Below are 15,073 nucleotides of genomic sequence, written 5' to 3' on the forward strand. Positions count from 1 at the left end.
GGATCAAGTATGGTTAACCACCCTCGCTGGATAAACGCAGAATTACTGCAATAACTTTAAACCAGGGCTTGATAATGGATCTGTTCCAGGCAATGTCGGTGTACGTGAAAGTCGTCGAGACCGGCAGCATGACCGCCGCCGCGCAGGAATGCGGGATTTCGACCACCATGGTGGGCAACCATCTGCGAGCGCTGGAACAACGGCTTGGCGTCAGCTTGCTCAAACGCACCACGCGCAAACAGAACCTCACCGAATTTGGTGGGCAGTATTATCAGCGCTGCCTGGAAGTGCTGGGGCTGGTGGCCGACTCCGAGCTACTGGCCGAGCAGGTCCACAGCGAAACTCCCAAAGGCAGCCTGCGCATCACCGCCCCCCCGGTGTTCGGCACCGAACGCCTGGTGCCGGCCTTGAGTGAGTTTTCCCAGCGCTACCCACTTATCGACCTGAACGTGGTGATGAGCAATGAGCGCATGGACCTGGTCGACAGCGGTTTTGACGTGGCGATCCGTCTCGGCGAACTGGAAAGCTCCAGCCTGATCGCCCGGCCTCTGCAGGCCTATACCCTCACCCTTTGCGCCTCCCCTGCCTACCTGGCGCGACGCGGCACACCGCACACCCCGGATGACCTGCAGCAGCATGACTGCCTGGCATTCGCCTACCCCGCGAACGACAACTGGCGCGACACCGATAAACTTTGGCGCATGACCGGCGATGAAGGTGGGGTGGAGGTGCCGGTGTCTGGCTCATTGACCATCAACAGCTCCCAAGGCTTGCGCCAGGCCGCCATCAACGGCATGGGCATCAGCATGTTGGCCGATGCCTTGGTACAACCGGACCTTGAGAGCGGCAAGCTGGTGGCCTTGCTGACCACCTATAAACTGCCCAGCCGCCCCATGCACCTGATGTATCGTCAGGACCGCTATCGCCTGCCCAAACTGCGAGCGTTCGTCGACTTTGTAATGGAGAAATGGGCGCGCTAGAACGCCACGCCCAACTCACGCAAACGCGCGGCGGTGCGCTCGGCCGATACGTGGTGAATGCCCTGCCAGCCCAATGCGATGGCGGCCTCGATATTGCCGGCGACGTCGTCGATAAACACCACTTCACTGGCCTGGATGTCTGGCAGGTGTTCACGCACCTGACTGAGGCTGGCGTGGTAGATCGCCGGGTCAGGCTTGATCAGCTTCACCTCGCCAGACACCAAGATGTCGCGAAAACGCTTCAGGAACGGGTAGTTGGCCCGGGCGTAAGGGAAGGTTTCAGCCGACCAGTTGGTAAGCCCGAACAGCGGCATCTCAACCTGATGCAACGCTTCGAGAATCGCCACGCCCTCGGGTAATTCAGCACGCAGCATTTCAGGCCAGCGCTCGTAATAAGCCTGGATCAGGGTCTTGTGTTCGGGGTATTGGGCAACCAGGGTGCGGGTGGCTTCAGCCAGGGAGCGCCCGGCATCTTGCTCGGTGTTCCAGTCCTGGGTACAGATGGTGTCGAGGAACCACTGGCGCTCAACGTCGTCGGCAATCAGCTTGCGGTACAGGTGCTGCGGGCTCCAGTCGAACAGGACACCGCCGAAATCAAAAACTACTGCACGAATCGTCATCAGATCCTCCGTTAGCGTGGCTTGATAGCTGCTGGAGTCTGACAGATCTACAAGAGGGAGGCGCGCGCCGAGGTGTAAGAAGTGTCTGAAAAGACAGGTGGAAGGAGGCATGGCCTCATTGAGCGAACGCAATGCTCAAAACAACGAAGATCAAATGTGGGAGCTGGCTTGCCTGCGAAAGCGGTCGTACAGCCTCAGATGCTGCGACTGACACACCGCCTTCGTGGGCAAGCCCGCTCCCACAGGGGGTTTGCGTTAACTGACTGGCATCAGGGCAAGCCAGTTCCCACCTTATTGACCGCGTTTTAAGCCTGGATCAGGCCGTTGATTTTGACGGTCGGGTTCACATCCGCGTCGTAATCCACGCCGTCGACCTCAAAGCCAAACAAGCGCAGGAACTCGGCCTTGTAACCGGCAAAATCGCTGATCTCGTTGACGTTGTCGTCGGTCACCTGGTTCCACAGTGCGGCCACGGCGTCCTGAACCTTCGGTTCCAGCTCGGCCAGGTCGGCACGCAGGCGGCCATCGGCGTCGAGTTTCGGCTCACTGCCGTACAGGCTGTCCTTGAACAGGCCGTAGACCTGCTCGATGCAGCCTTCATGGGTGCCCTGCTCTTTCATCACCTTGAACAGCAGCGACAGATACAGCGGCATGATCGGGATTGCCGAGCTGGCCTGGGTAACCACGGCCTTGAGCACCGACACACGGGCGTCGCCCTTGAGAGCAGCGAGGTTTTCGCGCAGGGTCAAAACTTTCTTGTCCAGGTCTTTCTTGGCTTCGCCGATGGAGCCGTTCCAGTAGATGTCCTGGGTCAGCTTCTCACCCAGATAGGTGAACGCGGTGGTCTTGGCGCCTTCGGCCAATACATCGGCGTCACGCAGGGCGTCGATCCACAACTGCCAGTCTTCGCCGCCCATGACCTTCACGGTACCGTCGATTTCTTCCTGGGTCGCAGGCTCAAGCGTGGTGTCGACCACCACGCCCTTGTCGGTGTTGATACCGCGCAGGGTCACGGCCTTGCCGATTGGCTTGAGGGTGGAGTTGTGCACCACGCCTTGCGGGTCGGTACGGCGTGGGGCGGCCAAGCTGTAGACCACCAGGTCGATCTTGCCCAGGTCTTTCTTGATGGTTTCGATGGTCAGGCGCTTGATCTCGTCGGAGAACGCGTCGCCGTTGATGCTCTTGGCGTACAGGCCTTTTTCCACAGCAAACTTCTCGAACGCCGCGCTGTTGTACCAGCCGGCGGAGCTCAGCTTGCCTTCTTCGCCTTCTTTCTCAAAAAACACGCCCAGGGTGTCGGCGCCGCAGCCAAACGCAGCACTGATGCGCGCGGCCAGGCCGTAGCCGGTGGAGGCACCGAGGACCAGTACCTTTTTAGGGCCGCCCTCGATGACGCCGTTTTTGGTTACGTAGTCGATCTGCTCTTTGACGTTCGCTTCACAGCCAACAGGGTGAGCGGTCACACAGATAAAGCCACGAACCCGCGGTTTGATGATCATAAAAATTTCTGCCTCTTCCAAGGTGCCGAAGGCCAATAGTGGCCATTCAACTTCAATCGTACCGGTCTATGACGCCTGAAAAACCGAAGCGTCACGATAGTCGCAAATCTTCTGTTCTCAAAATTCAATCCACAAAACGTCGGAGCCTGCACGGTAACGGTTACAAATTGTGCAGTGGCTTCACAATTTCGCCCTATTTAAAAACGCCTGCCGGTGTCAGAAAGCCCTATGATGACGATATTGTTTCAATATATTTCGGCTTTGGAGCCTCGTTTCATGAGCAAAAATGCTGTCGGCAAAAAGCTGGTGTCCCTGGCGTGGGCGCTCGGCGTTCTGCTGTTGATCTATTGTTTCCCGCGCAGTTGCCTGGTGTTTCTGCTGTTGGTGGTGTGCTGCGGCGTTTATGACTTCCTGCGTAACGGCCTGTACGACCGCGACACCATCAAGAAGTATTTTATCGGCAACGGTCGTAATACCTGGGTGCTGGCACCGTTCAACACCCTGCTGGACCTGCTGAGCAGCCGCAACCGGCATGTCTATACCATGCAAGACCTGCCGCCGGCCTGGCGCGAAGACCTGCAACAGGTGATCGACGACGCCATGGCCCGCAAGGATGAAATCATCAGCTACCTGGACGAGCGCATGGCCGAGAAGAAACGCGGCATGTTGTTCTTCCAGTGGTACGGTCGCCCGATCGAAACTACCCTGGATATCCCGCAGCTGCGCAAGAAACTGCCGTTCGTGAAAACCATCGGCGTCTCGGTGTTCAACGAGAACCGCTCGACGTCTTTCCACTTCGGCCCTCTGCGCATGATGTTCCGTGTGCTCTACAACATGGCGCCGGCACCGCACCATGAGGGCGTGTATATCCAGGTGGGTAAGCACAAGCACTACTGGCACGACGACCCGCTGTTTATCTTCGATGACACGCTGATGCACGCGTCCTTCAACAAAAACGACGCCAAACGCTACTGCCTGTTCATTGATATTGTGCGCCCGACCCTGCTGCCCTCGGTGCTCAACGCCGTGATCGCAGGGTTTGCCGGCCTGGTCTTTACCCTGCGTCGGGTTTTCTACAAAAACTGGAAGCTGATTCAGTAAGTTCTGCGGCATGATGGTGTTGGACGGCATTTGCGCTGGGCCTTGCGCCTGAGGTAAATAACCGTCTCGTGCGACCTTAATTGGCGCTCACCCTTCTCAAGCCATCGCCCCCTAGCGGGCGCGGTGGCTGTGCTTTCAAGGAATCAGAATGCCCCAACGTCAAGTCATCAACGCCTCCGTCAGCCCCAAGGGCAGCCTCGAAACCCTGTCCCAACGTGAAGTGCAGCAACTGAGCGAAGCCGGTACCGGCAGCATCTACACCCTGTTCCGCCAATGCGCCCTGGCGATTCTCAATACCGGCGCGCATATCGACAACGCCAAGACCATCCTCGACGCCTACAAAGACTTTGAAGTGCGTATTCACCAGCAGGACCGCGGCGTACGTCTGGAACTGCTCAACGCCCCCGCCGATGCCTTCGTCGATGGCGAAATGATTGCCAGCACCCGCGAAATGCTGTTCAGCGCCCTGCGCGACATCGTCTACACCGAGAACGAGCTGGATAGCCAGCGTATCGACCTGAGCAACTCCCAAGGCATCACCGATTACGTGTTCCACCTGCTGCGTAACGCCCGTACGCTGCGCCCGGGTGTGGAGCCGAAGATCGTGGTGTGCTGGGGCGGCCATTCGATCAACACCGAAGAATACAAATACACCAAGAAAGTCGGGCACGAACTGGGCCTGCGCAGCCTCGACGTGTGCACCGGTTGCGGCCCAGGCGTGATGAAAGGCCCAATGAAGGGCGCGACCATTTCCCACGCCAAGCAACGCATCACCAATGGCCGTTACCTGGGCTTGACCGAGCCAGGCATCATCGCCGCCGAAGCGCCGAACCCCATCGTCAACGAGCTGGTGATTTTGCCGGACATCGAAAAACGCCTGGAAGCCTTCGTGCGTGTCGGCCACGGCATCATCATCTTCCCCGGCGGCGCCGGTACGGCCGAGGAGTTCCTGTACCTGCTGGGCATCCTCATGCACCCGGACAACCGCGACCTGCCGTTCCCGGTGGTGCTTACCGGGCCGAAACATGCCGCGCCTTACCTGGAACAATTACACGCGTTTGTCGGTGCCACCCTGGGCGAAGCGGCGCAGAAGCATTACCAGATCATCATCGACGACCCGGCCGAAGTGGCCCGCCAGATGACCACCGGCCTCAAGGCGGTGAAGCAATTCCGCCGCGAGCGTAACGACGCGTTCCATTTCAACTGGCTGCTGAAGATCGACGAAGGCTTCCAGCGCCCGTTCGACCCCACCCACGAAAACATGGCCAGCCTGCAACTGAGCCACGCACTGCCGCCCCATGAATTGGCGGCCAACCTGCGCCGGGCGTTCTCGGGGATCGTGGCGGGTAACGTCAAGGACAAGGGTATTCGCCTGATCGAGGAGAACGGCCCGTATGAGATCCACGGCGACCCGGCGATCATGAAACCGTTGGATGAGCTGCTGAAGGCATTCGTGGCCCAGCACCGCATGAAGTTGCCAGGCGGCGCGGCGTATGTACCGTGCTACCGCGTGGTGCAATGAGCTAGCGGCGGTCGGTCATAGTTTGTATCTGTTTGGGGCATGTCCCGGCGTGTGAGGTGCGAGTGTTCGGACTAGGGTTTTATTACTCAGACTCACCCACCTCAGCGAGCGACCTATGGACCAACGGATATTGTCCTCTGTCATCCCTTACCCTAAGGTAAGGAATATCACGATGGAGATCTTCACTATGGCCACCGCCACACTCACTTCAAAAGGGCAAATCACCATCCCTGTCCAGGTCAGGACGGCCCTGGGCCTGGAAACAGGCGACCGGGTGGAATTCGTTGAAATGGAAGACGGCAAGTTTTCCATGATTGCCGCAAGCAAAACCGTCAAGGACCTCAAAGGTTTGATCCGCAAGCCCGCCCATGCCGTGTCTATCGAAGACATGAACCGCGCCATCGCGGCCCAGGGAGCAACAGCTGGATGATCGGCCTGGATACCAACGTGCTGGTGCGTTACGTGACCCAGGACGACCCGGTTCAATCAGCCAAGGCGTCCCAGCTGATCGAATCGCTCACCGCCGCCTCGCCAGGCTTTGTCAGCCTGGTAACGCTTACGGAGTTGGTGTGGGTGTTGCAGTCCTGCTACCAGTCGGCCAAAAGCGACGTGGTAATGGTGCTGGAAACCTTGTTGCACACGCGGGAGCTGACCGTCGAGCACGCCGATATCATCTGGCAGGCACTGCGCAAGTTCACCGCAGGCAAAGCCGACTTTGCCGACTGCCTGGTTGAACGCTGTGGCCATGCGGCGGGCTGCGAGTACACCGCAACCTTTGATCTGAACGCGGCCAAGGCAGCGGGAATGAAACGGCTCGGCTAGCCCGCTTTGTTTGTGTAGGAGCGAGCTTGCTCGCGAAAAACTCACAGGCACCGCGCGCAACCTGAATGCCCGCGTAACCGTTGACGTTTTTCGCGAGCAAGCTCGCTCCTACAGAGGAAAGGGTGAGGAGGTTTGGTCAGCGAACCCAGCCACCGACCTGCCAATGGTAGCCATCATTACGCTGCACCCAGTGCGGGTGTACATAACGATAGCCCTGGCGCACCGGCTCCCAATGGCCGTGCACCGCCACATAGCGCCCGCCTTCCCAACGCCAGTAACCGCGTGACCAGATATAACCCTCGCGTACCGCCGGTTCGACTTCTATCACCTGCACCGGAGGCGGCTGCGGCGCCACCACCTCAACATACTCACGTTGCACCGGCCTGCGTTCATGTACTACACGCTCTTGTACACACCCGGACGCCGCCACCACCATGGCGGCCAATGCTGCATAACGTAACAACATACAAAACCCTCGGGCGCGAACGCCTTGCACCTGCATCAGAAAGTAATCCGCCTTTATTCCAGCCGGGCTCCTGCATGGGCTTTGATTATTTTTAACAGGAAATGTCTGTCAGATTGCTGAACCCACCGGCCTCAAGTCGAACGGGCACTGCTGGCGCTGCATCTGCATGAACAGGTGAGAGAGCTCGCGCGTTTAAACCGAGCCAAAACGTTGTAATACGGCGTCGACAAACCGCCGCAACTTAGCCGTGCGCTGCCGATTCGCGGTGTAGACCAAATGCATTGATCGACTTGGCGCGTCAAAGTCCGGCAGCACCCGCACTAACTGGCCCTCGGCCAGTGCCCTGCGCAAGAAGTCTTCAGGGCCGAGCACGATACCGAAACCATCCAGCGCCGCCGACATCAGCGCCCTGCTTTCGTTGATCTGCAAACGGCTGCTTACCTGCACCCTGTGCGGGACCGCACCTTGGTAAAACACCCATTCACGATCTGCCGGGCGTGACCAGAAGGCATAGCCCAGGCATTCGTGAGGCTCAAGGTCTGCCGGCGTCATCGGTGTGCCCCGCGCCTGCAAATAGGACGGTGCCGCACAGACAACCAGGCGATACGGCGCCAGCGGCCGGGCGGTCAGGCCAGTGGTCCCCAAGGGGCCGATACGAAAGGCCGCCTCATAGCCCTCCTCTACCAGGTCGACGAAACGATCCGTAAGGTGCAGATCGATTTGCACATCCGGGTTGTCACGCAAGAATCCGGTGATCAACGGCATCAGGCTGTAGGAGCCGAACGTCACCGGGGCGGTGATTTTCAGCTTGCCACGCGGGGTGTCGTTCATGATTTGCGCAAGGGAATCCGCCGCCTCAGTCTCCGTCAGGATGTGCTTGCAACGTTCGTAGTAAGCGCTCCCCAACTCCGTAAGGCTTTGCCTTCGCGTAGTACGGTTAAGCAAGCGCGCGCCCAAGCGTTGTTCCAAGGCGGTGACATGCTTGGCAACCATTTGCGGTGACATATTCAAGCGCTCAGCGGCACGCACGTAGGAACCGAGCTCAGCAGCCATCACAAAGGCATTCATGCTTGATAAACGATCCATCATTCCCTACCCCCAGTAACAACAGCCGCGCCACAACTGCGATTTATCGCCAAATGGTTGCCAATCATCATAGCCACTTCGTACTTCCATCGGAGCAAGCACATGAAGATTGGCGTAATTGGAGCAGGTTTCATTGGGCGTGCTGTGGCACAACTGGCCTTGGCCGCCGGGCATGAGGTGATGCTGAGCAATTCCCGCGGCCCGCACACCATGAGCAGCGTGGTAAGCGGCATACTCGGTGTGCAAGTTGGCAGCGCAGACGATGCCGCACGGTTCGGCGATGTGGTGCTAGTGGCGATTCCCTTTCAACACTACCGCAGCGTGCCCGCGCAATGGCTGGAGGGTAAAACGGTGATGGATGCCAACAATTACTACCCCGACCGCGATGGGCATATCCCAGAGCTGGACCGCTTTGAAACGACTACCAGCCGCTTGCTGGCCGACCATTTGACACATTCACACGTGGTGAAAGTGTTTAACGCGATCTTCGCCCCCGACCTGACGCAAGATGCCCGCCCTCACGGTGCACCTGATCGGCGGGCGCTGCCCGTCGCGGCGGATGACGCCACCGCGAAGGCCGTCGTGACCCAGCTGCTCGATGAGTTGGGGTTCGATGCCGTCGACGCTGGTGAGCTGGATGAAAGCTGGCGATTCGAGCGGGCCAAACCGGCGTACTGCGTGCCCCTGAACCAAGCGGGCTTGAAGGCGGCGCTGGCAGCGGCCGAGCGTACGGTTGAGCTGCCCCCGGTGGAGCGACACCCGCCGCTCTCCTGAACATTTCCCCACAAAAAAGCCCGCTGACCGTCACCGGTTCAGCGGGCTTTTTCGTGGGTGTTGCTTACAGCGCCAGATCAGACGCCGGCTTGCTTGGCTCAGCCGCAGGCTTGGCAGCCTCGGTAGCCTGTGGAGCAGCCAGTTGCGGGATCGCTGGCGGTGGTGTCAGTTGCAGCACACCGGCAGTGTAGGCCCATTCCTTGGCAACAGCTTCAGGGCTGTCGTTCAGCTTGGTGCCGTAGCTTGGCACGATCTGGTGCAGTTTTTCCTGCCAGGCCGGGCTGGCTACTTTGTCCTTGAACACCTTTTGCAGCACGGTCAGCATGATCGGAGCCGCGGTGGACGCGCCTGGCGATGCACCCAACAGGCCGGCAATGGAGTTGTCGGCAGAGCTGACCACTTCGGTACCCAGCTTCAGCACGCCGCCTTGCTCTTCATCACGCTTGATGATCTGCACGCGCTGACCGGCTTGCCACAGGCGCCAGTCGGACTGCTTGGCGTTCGGGAAGTACTCTTGCAGTGCCTTGAAGCGGTCATCATCAGACAGCATCAGTTGGCCGGCGAGGTACTCGACCAGTGGGTATTCACGAATACCGACTTTGGTCATAGGCCAGATGTTGTGGGTGGTGGTGCTGGTCAGCAGGTCCAGGTACGAGCCTTCCTTCAGGAACTTGGTCGAGAAGGTCGCGAATGGGCCAAACAGAATCACGCGCTTGCCATCCAGCACACGGGTGTCCAGGTGCGGAACCGACATCGGTGGCGAACCTACCGAAGCCTTGCCGTAGGCCTTGGCCAGGTGCTGCTCGGCGATGGTCGGGTTTTCGGTCACCAGGAACGAACCACCCACCGGGAAGCCTGCGTATTCCTTGGCTTCAGGAATGCCCGACTTCTGCAGCAGGTGCAGGGCACCGCCGCCGGCGCCGATGAACACGAACTTGGCGTCGGTTTCAGTCTTGGTGCCGTCTTTGAGGTTTTTGTAGCTCACACGCCACGAACCGTCGTCGTTGCGGGTGATGTCCTGCACTTCGCTCGACAGCTTCAAGTCAAACTTCGGCGTGGTTTGCAGGTGAGCGACAAACTGGCGGGTGATCTCGCCGAAGTTCACGTCGGTACCGATCGGGCTCCAGGTGGCCGCGATTTTCTGGTTGGGATCACGCCCTTCCATCATCAACGGAACCCACTTGGCGATTTGCGCCGGGTCTTCGGAGTACTGCATGCCAGCGAACAGCGGGCTGGCCTTCAGGGCTTCGTAGCGTTTTTTCAGGAACTTGATGTTGTCATCGCCCCACACAAAGCTCATGTGCGGAGTGGAGTTGATGAACGAACGCGGGTTCTTCAACACGCCCTGCTGAACCTGCCAGGACCAGAACTGACGGGAGATCTGGAACGCTTCGTTGATCTCGACCGCTTTCGGGATCTCAACGTTGCCGTTCTTGTCTTCCGGGGTGTAGTTCAGCTCAGCCAGGGCCGAGTGACCGGTACCGGCGTTGTTCCAGCCGTTGGAGCTTTCTTCGGCCACGCCATCGAGGCGCTCGACCATCTCCATCGACCAATCCGGTTCCAGCTCATTGAGCCAGACACCCAGGGTTGCACTCATGATGCCGCCGCCGATCAGCAGCACATCGACTTTCTTTGCCTCTTCCGCGTGAACGGACGTGATCCCCATCGACAAAGCCAGCCCCAGCAGGGCAGTGTTTACTTTTTTAAACATCAGTAGCACCTATGATAAAACGCCATCCGCCCTACCGCCCCTGATCATGAGTAACCCTCGTTCACGCTACGTCAGGCAACGTACCGCGGGGTCTGCACAGTCACATAAAGGCTGCAGGGTGGGCACACAAGGCCGATGGATCGACCTCACTGTTATGTCCCTTCTGCGCTGACTTCTTATCATTATTGGCTTCAGCTACCTGGGCGACAGCCAACCGCTGGGACGTATACGGGTGTACGCACCAGGGAAAGACTAGCCCAAGACGGCGCGCAGAATATCACGCTAAACAGCGTTTATGCGCCGTTTGGCCAATTGACAGGCCTAAATCGCGGCTTTTAATGCGCCCCTGTCAAGCCTGGCAGCCGCGACCTGCGGTCACAGGCGTGGAACTCTGCCGAAAATGGCGGTTCTAGACACCTTCGTCGCGGCTTGCGTAGCATCGGCGACGTCCTTCGTGCACACCCTCCACACAGAGTTACCCATGACAATCCAGCAAACACCCGGGCACGTAATGCCCGCGCGCAGCGCCGCCAAAATGGAAGCGGCCATGGCCGTGGGCGCCTTCGCGATCGGCACCGGCGAATTCGCCATCATGGGCCTGATGCCCGACATCGCCCAGAACCTGGGCCTGAGCGAACCCCAGGTGGGCCACGCCATCAGCGCCTATGCCCTGGGCGTGATGGTCGGCGCCCCACTGCTGGCTATCCTCGGCGCCAAGCTGCTGCGCAAGCACATGCTGCTGTTGCTGATGGGCCTGTACGCCCTGGGCAACTTCGCCACCGCCTTCACCCCCACCTTCGGCTCGCTGGTGGCCTTCCGCTTTATCAGCGGCCTGCCCCACGGCGCCTACTTCGGCATCGCCGCCGTGGTCGCCTCCAGCATGGTGCCCACCGACAAACGCGCCGGCGCCGTAGCCCGCGTGATGATGGGCCTGACCCTGGCCATGCTGCTGGGCAACCCCATTGCCACCTTCCTCGGCCAACACCTGGGCTGGCGCTCGGCGTTCGCCCTGGTCAGCGTGATCGCCCTGCTCACCATCGCCCTGGTCTGGCAATTCGTGCCCCACCGCCACGACGAACAACGCAGCGACCCACGCAAAGAACTGCGCGCCTTCACCAAACCCCAGGTATGGATGGCCCTGTCCATCGGCGCGATTGGCTTTGCCGGGATGTTCTGCGTATTCAGCTACCTGGCGCCGACCATGCTGGAAGTGACCAAAGTCTCGCCGCAGTGGATCCCCTTCGGCCTTGCCGCCTTTGGCGTGGGCGGCATCATCGGCAACATTGCCGGTGGCAAACTGTTTGATCGCATGCAGTTTCGGGCGGTGGGTTTGATATTGGTATGGTCGATGGCGGTGTTGTTGTTCTTCCCCTTCGCCGCGTCTTCGCTGTGGGGCGTGCTGCTGAGCATGGGGTTGGTGGGCACCATGGTCGCGTTGGCGGCGCCGTTGCAGATTCGCCTGATGGACATTGCCCACGAAGCGCCGAGCTTGGCGGCAGCGTCCAACCATGCGGCGTTTAACCTGGCGAATGCGCTGGGACCGTGGTTTGGCGGGATGGCGATTACGGCGGGGTTGGGGTGGACCAGTACCGGCTACATCGGTGCCGCGACAGCCCTGGTGGGCCTGGGCCTCTACCTGATTGCCCGGCGGATGAAAGGCGGTCAATAACGGCTCACCTAATACCGATCAGCTAAGCGAACACAATACCAATGTGTGGAGCTGGCTTGCCTGGGAAAGCAGTGGTTCAGTTATAGATTCAGTGACTGACACGCCGCCTTCGCGAGCAAGCCCGCTCCCACAGGGATCTGGGCCGGGCGCTGATTCTGCGAGCGATACATGGCCACTGTGGGAGCTGGCTTGCCTGCGATAGCGGTGTATCAGTGACAGATGCATTAACTGACCCACCGCCATCGCGAGCAAGCCCTCTCCCACAGGGATCCGAGCCGGGCGCTGATTCTGCGAGCGATACATGGCCAATGTGGGAGCTGGCTTGCCTGCGATAGCGGTATATCAGTAACAGACGAATTAACTGACCCACCGCCACCGCAGCATCAATATTTATATCTACACAACTTCGGCACGACGCTGCACCTGTGGCGAGGGAGCTTGCTCCCGTGAAGACCTGACAGCCGACGCTTATCTCCCTGACTCCCACACTCCAACTGTGGGAGCGGGCTTGCTCGCGAAGACGGCCCGACAGCCGACGAAAATGCGGGATCAGACCGCGCACCTATCCGTTACTCAGGCAACGGCTACTTAGCGTTCTCCCCCAACGGCTGCTCACTTTGCAAAGCAGCAAAGCAAGCGAAACACTCTCGCCCCACCACCCCATCAATCATCATGCAACAACCCCGAACCATACTCCCCATAACTACTCCCCAGCCCACTGCCACCGAAATTCATCTTCGCGGCCTTGTTGGGGCTATGGTCACCAAACGCCCGGCATCCACCTGAAAAGCACGGGTCACTGCTCACGGCTGGTGAAGATGAACAAGCACTCAACATCAACGTGCCGGTGATCATCACAACTTTGACGAGGTTCGAGATCATGGTTTCAGTTCCCTATGGGCTGGAGGCGCTGGGGTCCTCTCTTGCAGGGAATCGTAGACCTCAACGGTGCAGGGAATTATGAAACTTTGCTGTGGGACAGCATGAGTTCAGGTTGCCGCCTTGGGTAAGGCGGCAGGGTTGGTTGTCAGGCTTTGACTGGGGCGGTTACAGGCGCAACTTGCTCCTGAGCTCGGTCAACGAGCAGCGAGCTCAACTCGATTAACTGCTGGATGCCCAAGGCGATGGCGCGCTGGGAGTCGTCGAGGTCAAAAGCCAAGGTGGCGGCCATTTCGTTGGCGGATGCCAGGTTTTCGGCGGCGTTGGCCAGGAGGGTTTCGGAGTCGATGGACGGGTTGACGATGAATAGGTTTTCGCTTGGGCGCTCGGTGGGCGCAGCGTCGTCGGATGGGGGCAAGTGATGGTTGATTGCGCGCTGGGCTGCGGCTTGAAGCTTGGGGCCGACGGGCGACACGCTTTGATCAAGTGAAGAACTGCGTGTGTTGTTGTGCATGGGCGAAGCTCCAAAGATTTTCGGGAGTTAAAAACTCCTTAGCAATACGGACTTCCACCTCCGGCCGCTGGGTTTGTAACGGCTTGAGGAGGTTAACTACGGGTGATCTGAGGGGCAAGCCGAGAAAATCGTGGGAAATTTCCGTAGGGGATCGTGGGCCTGAGATGCGCAGCGTACGCCTTCCCCCCCCCAACACCCGAGAGCCATCCCTGATAAACTGCGCCCCATTCGCCTCGCTGACTCAGATTCCCATGTCCTTACAAACCGCCCCACTCTCCCGCCGCTTTTCAGTCGCCCCCATGATGGACTGGACCGACCGCCACTGCCGGTTCTTCCTACGCCTGCTCTCCAAACACGCCCTGCTCTACACCGAGATGGTCACCACCGGCGCTATCCTCCATGGCGATCACGACCGCTTCCTGCGCCACAACGAAGCCGAGCACCCGCTGGCGCTGCAGTTGGGCGGCAGTGTTCCGGCTGATCTGGCCGCCTGCGCCCGAATGGCCGAGGCCGCCGGTTACGACGAAGTGAACCTGAACGTCGGCTGCCCCAGCGACCGCGTGCAGAACAATATGATCGGCGCGATCCTGATGGCGCATCCTGCCCTGGTGGCGGACTGTGTGAAGGCCATGCGCGATGCGGTGTCGATTCCGGTGACGGTGAAGCACCGTATCGGCATCAATGGGCGGGACAGTTATGCACAGTTGTGTGATTTCGTCGGGACTGTGAAGGATGCCGGTTGCACCAGTTTTACCGTGCATGCGCGGATTGCGATTCTGGAGGGGTTGTCGCCCAAGGAGAACCGGGACATTCCGCCGTTGCGTTATGACGTGGCGGCGCAGTTGAAGCGGGATTTTCCGGAGTTGGAGATTAATCTCAATGGTGGGATCAAGACGCTGGAGCAGTGCCAGGAGCATTTGCAGACGTTTGATGGGGTGATGCTGGGGCGGGAGGCTTATCACAATCCGTATCTGTTGGCGGAGGTGGACCAGCGGTTGTTTGGCAGTGAGGCGCCGGTGATTAGTCGGGCGGAGGCGTTGGCGCAGTTGCGGCCTTATATTGCTGAGCATTTGGCCAGTGGTGGGACGATGCATCACATCACGCGGCATGTGTTGGGGTTGGGCACGGGGTTTCCAGGGGCACGCAAGTTCAGGCAGTTGTTGTCGGTGGATATTCATAAGGCTGCGGATCCGTTGGCGTTGCTGGATCAGGCGGGGACGTTGTTGGAGGGGCGGTGATTGGTCGAGTGTCAGGTAGATGCTCATTGGGCGTACCGACGCTATCGCAGGCAAGCCAGCTCCCACATTTTTGCCTGGTGAGTGTCAGGTAAGTACTCATTGGGTGTACCGGCGTTATCGCAGGCAAGCCAGCTCCCACATTTTTGCCTGGTGAGTGTCAGGTAAGTACTCATTGGGTGTACCGGCGTTATC

The 15,073-nt window shown here is 59.4% G+C and carries 15 protein-coding genes; 8 read left to right on the forward strand and 7 right to left on the reverse strand.

The genetic code is table 11. From position 1 onward, the window contains the following. The first annotated feature begins 74 nt into the window (after nucleotides 1-74). Nucleotides 75-980, forward strand: a complete 906-nt coding sequence (locus AC07S6_RS18300) for a LysR family transcriptional regulator (protein WP_495112745.1) — start codon at nucleotides 75-77, stop codon at nucleotides 978-980. Here the strand turns inward: AC07S6_RS18300 and AC07S6_RS18305 are convergent. Then, the gene (locus AC07S6_RS18305; protein WP_495112746.1) at nucleotides 977-1,600 is read right to left on the reverse strand and encodes an HAD family hydrolase; all 624 of its coding nucleotides are present in this window, start codon (nucleotides 1,598-1,600) and stop codon (nucleotides 977-979) included. The genes AC07S6_RS18300 and AC07S6_RS18305 overlap by 4 nt on opposite strands. Before the next feature lie 305 nt (nucleotides 1,601-1,905). Then, nucleotides 1,906-3,099, reverse strand: a complete 1,194-nt coding sequence (gene fabV / locus AC07S6_RS18310; RefSeq protein ID WP_032902674.1) for an enoyl-ACP reductase FabV — start codon at nucleotides 3,097-3,099, stop codon at nucleotides 1,906-1,908. A 276-nt stretch (nucleotides 3,100-3,375) separates the two neighbouring features. Here fabV and AC07S6_RS18315 point away from each other — a divergent pair, with 276 nt between their 5' ends. The 4 genes from AC07S6_RS18315 to AC07S6_RS18330 all read left to right on the forward strand — a co-directional run bounded on the left by AC07S6_RS18315 (nucleotide 3,376) and on the right by AC07S6_RS18330 (nucleotide 6,544). Next, nucleotides 3,376-4,200: an aspartyl/asparaginyl beta-hydroxylase domain-containing protein gene (locus AC07S6_RS18315; protein WP_148852338.1), complete on the forward strand. Its 825-nt coding sequence runs from the start codon at nucleotides 3,376-3,378 to the stop codon at nucleotides 4,198-4,200. Between the two features lie 148 nt (nucleotides 4,201-4,348). Beyond that, nucleotides 4,349-5,722, forward strand: a complete 1,374-nt coding sequence (ppnN, locus tag AC07S6_RS18320; protein ID WP_014717596.1) for a nucleotide 5'-monophosphate nucleosidase PpnN — start codon at nucleotides 4,349-4,351, stop codon at nucleotides 5,720-5,722. A gap of 172 nt (nucleotides 5,723-5,894) precedes the next feature. Then, complete coding sequence (locus AC07S6_RS18325) at nucleotides 5,895-6,152, forward strand: AbrB/MazE/SpoVT family DNA-binding domain-containing protein (RefSeq protein WP_032892812.1); 258 nt, start codon at nucleotides 5,895-5,897, stop codon at nucleotides 6,150-6,152. Then, entirely contained in the window at nucleotides 6,149-6,544 is a 396-nt protein-coding gene (locus tag AC07S6_RS18330) for a type II toxin-antitoxin system VapC family toxin (RefSeq protein ID WP_032892813.1), read from the forward strand. The genes AC07S6_RS18325 and AC07S6_RS18330 overlap by 4 nt, the downstream gene beginning before the upstream one ends. A gap of 136 nt (nucleotides 6,545-6,680) precedes the next feature. On the opposite strand, the gene AC07S6_RS18335 is transcribed toward AC07S6_RS18330, so the two are convergent. Together AC07S6_RS18335 and AC07S6_RS18340 are read right to left on the reverse strand one after the other, a co-directional pair. Beyond that, entirely contained in the window at nucleotides 6,681-7,010 is a 330-nt protein-coding gene (locus tag AC07S6_RS18335; protein WP_054920036.1) for a YXWGXW repeat-containing protein, read from the reverse strand. Nucleotides 7,011-7,202: 192 nt separating this feature from the next. Next, nucleotides 7,203-8,099 (reverse strand): LysR family transcriptional regulator, encoded by an 897-nt coding sequence (locus AC07S6_RS18340; protein ID WP_495112747.1) that lies wholly within the window; start codon nucleotides 8,097-8,099, stop codon nucleotides 7,203-7,205. 66 nt (nucleotides 8,100-8,165) lie between these two features. Between AC07S6_RS18340 and AC07S6_RS18345 the strand changes: the two genes are divergently transcribed. Further along, on the forward strand, nucleotides 8,166-8,870 hold the full coding sequence (locus AC07S6_RS18345) for an NADPH-dependent F420 reductase (protein WP_490613649.1): 705 nt from the start codon (nucleotides 8,166-8,168) through the stop codon (nucleotides 8,868-8,870). A gap of 64 nt (nucleotides 8,871-8,934) precedes the next feature. Here AC07S6_RS18345 and mqo read toward each other — a convergent pair whose 3' ends face one another. Next, entirely contained in the window at nucleotides 8,935-10,581 is a 1,647-nt protein-coding gene (gene mqo, locus AC07S6_RS18350) for a malate dehydrogenase (quinone) (protein WP_032902653.1), read from the reverse strand. Between the two features lie 481 nt (nucleotides 10,582-11,062). Between mqo and AC07S6_RS18355 the strand changes: the two genes are divergently transcribed. Then, a complete protein-coding gene (locus AC07S6_RS18355; RefSeq protein ID WP_495112748.1) occupies nucleotides 11,063-12,250 on the forward strand; it encodes an MFS transporter in 1,188 nt (395 codons plus the stop codon). A 663-nt stretch (nucleotides 12,251-12,913) separates the two neighbouring features. Here AC07S6_RS18355 and AC07S6_RS18360 read toward each other — a convergent pair. Continuing rightward, nucleotides 12,914-13,132 carry a hypothetical protein gene (locus AC07S6_RS18360; RefSeq protein WP_495112749.1) on the reverse strand — a complete coding sequence of 73 codons (219 nt, stop codon included), beginning with the start codon at nucleotides 13,130-13,132 and terminating at the stop codon, nucleotides 12,914-12,916. Nucleotides 13,133-13,277: 145 nt separating this feature from the next. After that, the gene (locus AC07S6_RS18365) at nucleotides 13,278-13,643 is read right to left on the reverse strand and encodes a DUF6124 family protein (protein ID WP_440842001.1); all 366 of its coding nucleotides are present in this window, start codon (nucleotides 13,641-13,643) and stop codon (nucleotides 13,278-13,280) included. A 251-nt stretch (nucleotides 13,644-13,894) separates the two neighbouring features. Between AC07S6_RS18365 and dusA the strand changes: the two genes are divergently transcribed. Further along, complete coding sequence (dusA, locus tag AC07S6_RS18370; RefSeq protein WP_198791499.1) at nucleotides 13,895-14,881, forward strand: tRNA dihydrouridine(20/20a) synthase DusA; 987 nt, start codon at nucleotides 13,895-13,897, stop codon at nucleotides 14,879-14,881. Nucleotides 14,882-15,073: the final 192 nt, after the last annotated feature.

It is taken from the genome of Pseudomonas sp. GW821-FHT07B01 (assembly GCF_059419065.1).

Bases quoted from the DNA above. Each gene is read 5' to 3' on its own strand.
- AC07S6_RS18300 (WP_495112745.1), top strand. From the start codon at position 75: ATGGATCTGTTCCAGGCAATGTCGGTGTACGTGAAAGTCGTCGAGACC.
- AC07S6_RS18305 (WP_495112746.1), bottom strand. From the start codon at position 1,600: ATGACGATTCGTGCAGTAGTTTTTGATTTCGGCGGTGTCCTGTTCGAC.
- fabV (WP_032902674.1), bottom strand. From the start codon at position 3,099: ATGATCATCAAACCGCGGGTTCGTGGCTTTATCTGTGTGACCGCTCAC.
- AC07S6_RS18315 (WP_148852338.1), top strand. From the start codon at position 3,376: ATGAGCAAAAATGCTGTCGGCAAAAAGCTGGTGTCCCTGGCGTGGGCG.
- ppnN (WP_014717596.1), top strand. From the start codon at position 4,349: ATGCCCCAACGTCAAGTCATCAACGCCTCCGTCAGCCCCAAGGGCAGC.
- AC07S6_RS18325 (WP_032892812.1), top strand. From the start codon at position 5,895: ATGGAGATCTTCACTATGGCCACCGCCACACTCACTTCAAAAGGGCAA.
- AC07S6_RS18330 (WP_032892813.1), top strand. From the start codon at position 6,149: ATGATCGGCCTGGATACCAACGTGCTGGTGCGTTACGTGACCCAGGAC.
- AC07S6_RS18335 (WP_054920036.1), bottom strand. From the start codon at position 7,010: ATGTTGTTACGTTATGCAGCATTGGCCGCCATGGTGGTGGCGGCGTCC.
- AC07S6_RS18340 (WP_495112747.1), bottom strand. From the start codon at position 8,099: ATGATGGATCGTTTATCAAGCATGAATGCCTTTGTGATGGCTGCTGAG.
- mqo (WP_032902653.1), bottom strand. From the start codon at position 10,581: ATGTTTAAAAAAGTAAACACTGCCCTGCTGGGGCTGGCTTTGTCGATG.
- AC07S6_RS18355 (WP_495112748.1), top strand. From the start codon at position 11,063: ATGACAATCCAGCAAACACCCGGGCACGTAATGCCCGCGCGCAGCGCC.
- AC07S6_RS18360 (WP_495112749.1), bottom strand. From the start codon at position 13,132: ATGATCTCGAACCTCGTCAAAGTTGTGATGATCACCGGCACGTTGATG.
- AC07S6_RS18365 (WP_440842001.1), bottom strand. From the start codon at position 13,643: ATGCACAACAACACACGCAGTTCTTCACTTGATCAAAGCGTGTCGCCC.
- dusA (WP_198791499.1), top strand. From the start codon at position 13,895: ATGTCCTTACAAACCGCCCCACTCTCCCGCCGCTTTTCAGTCGCCCCC.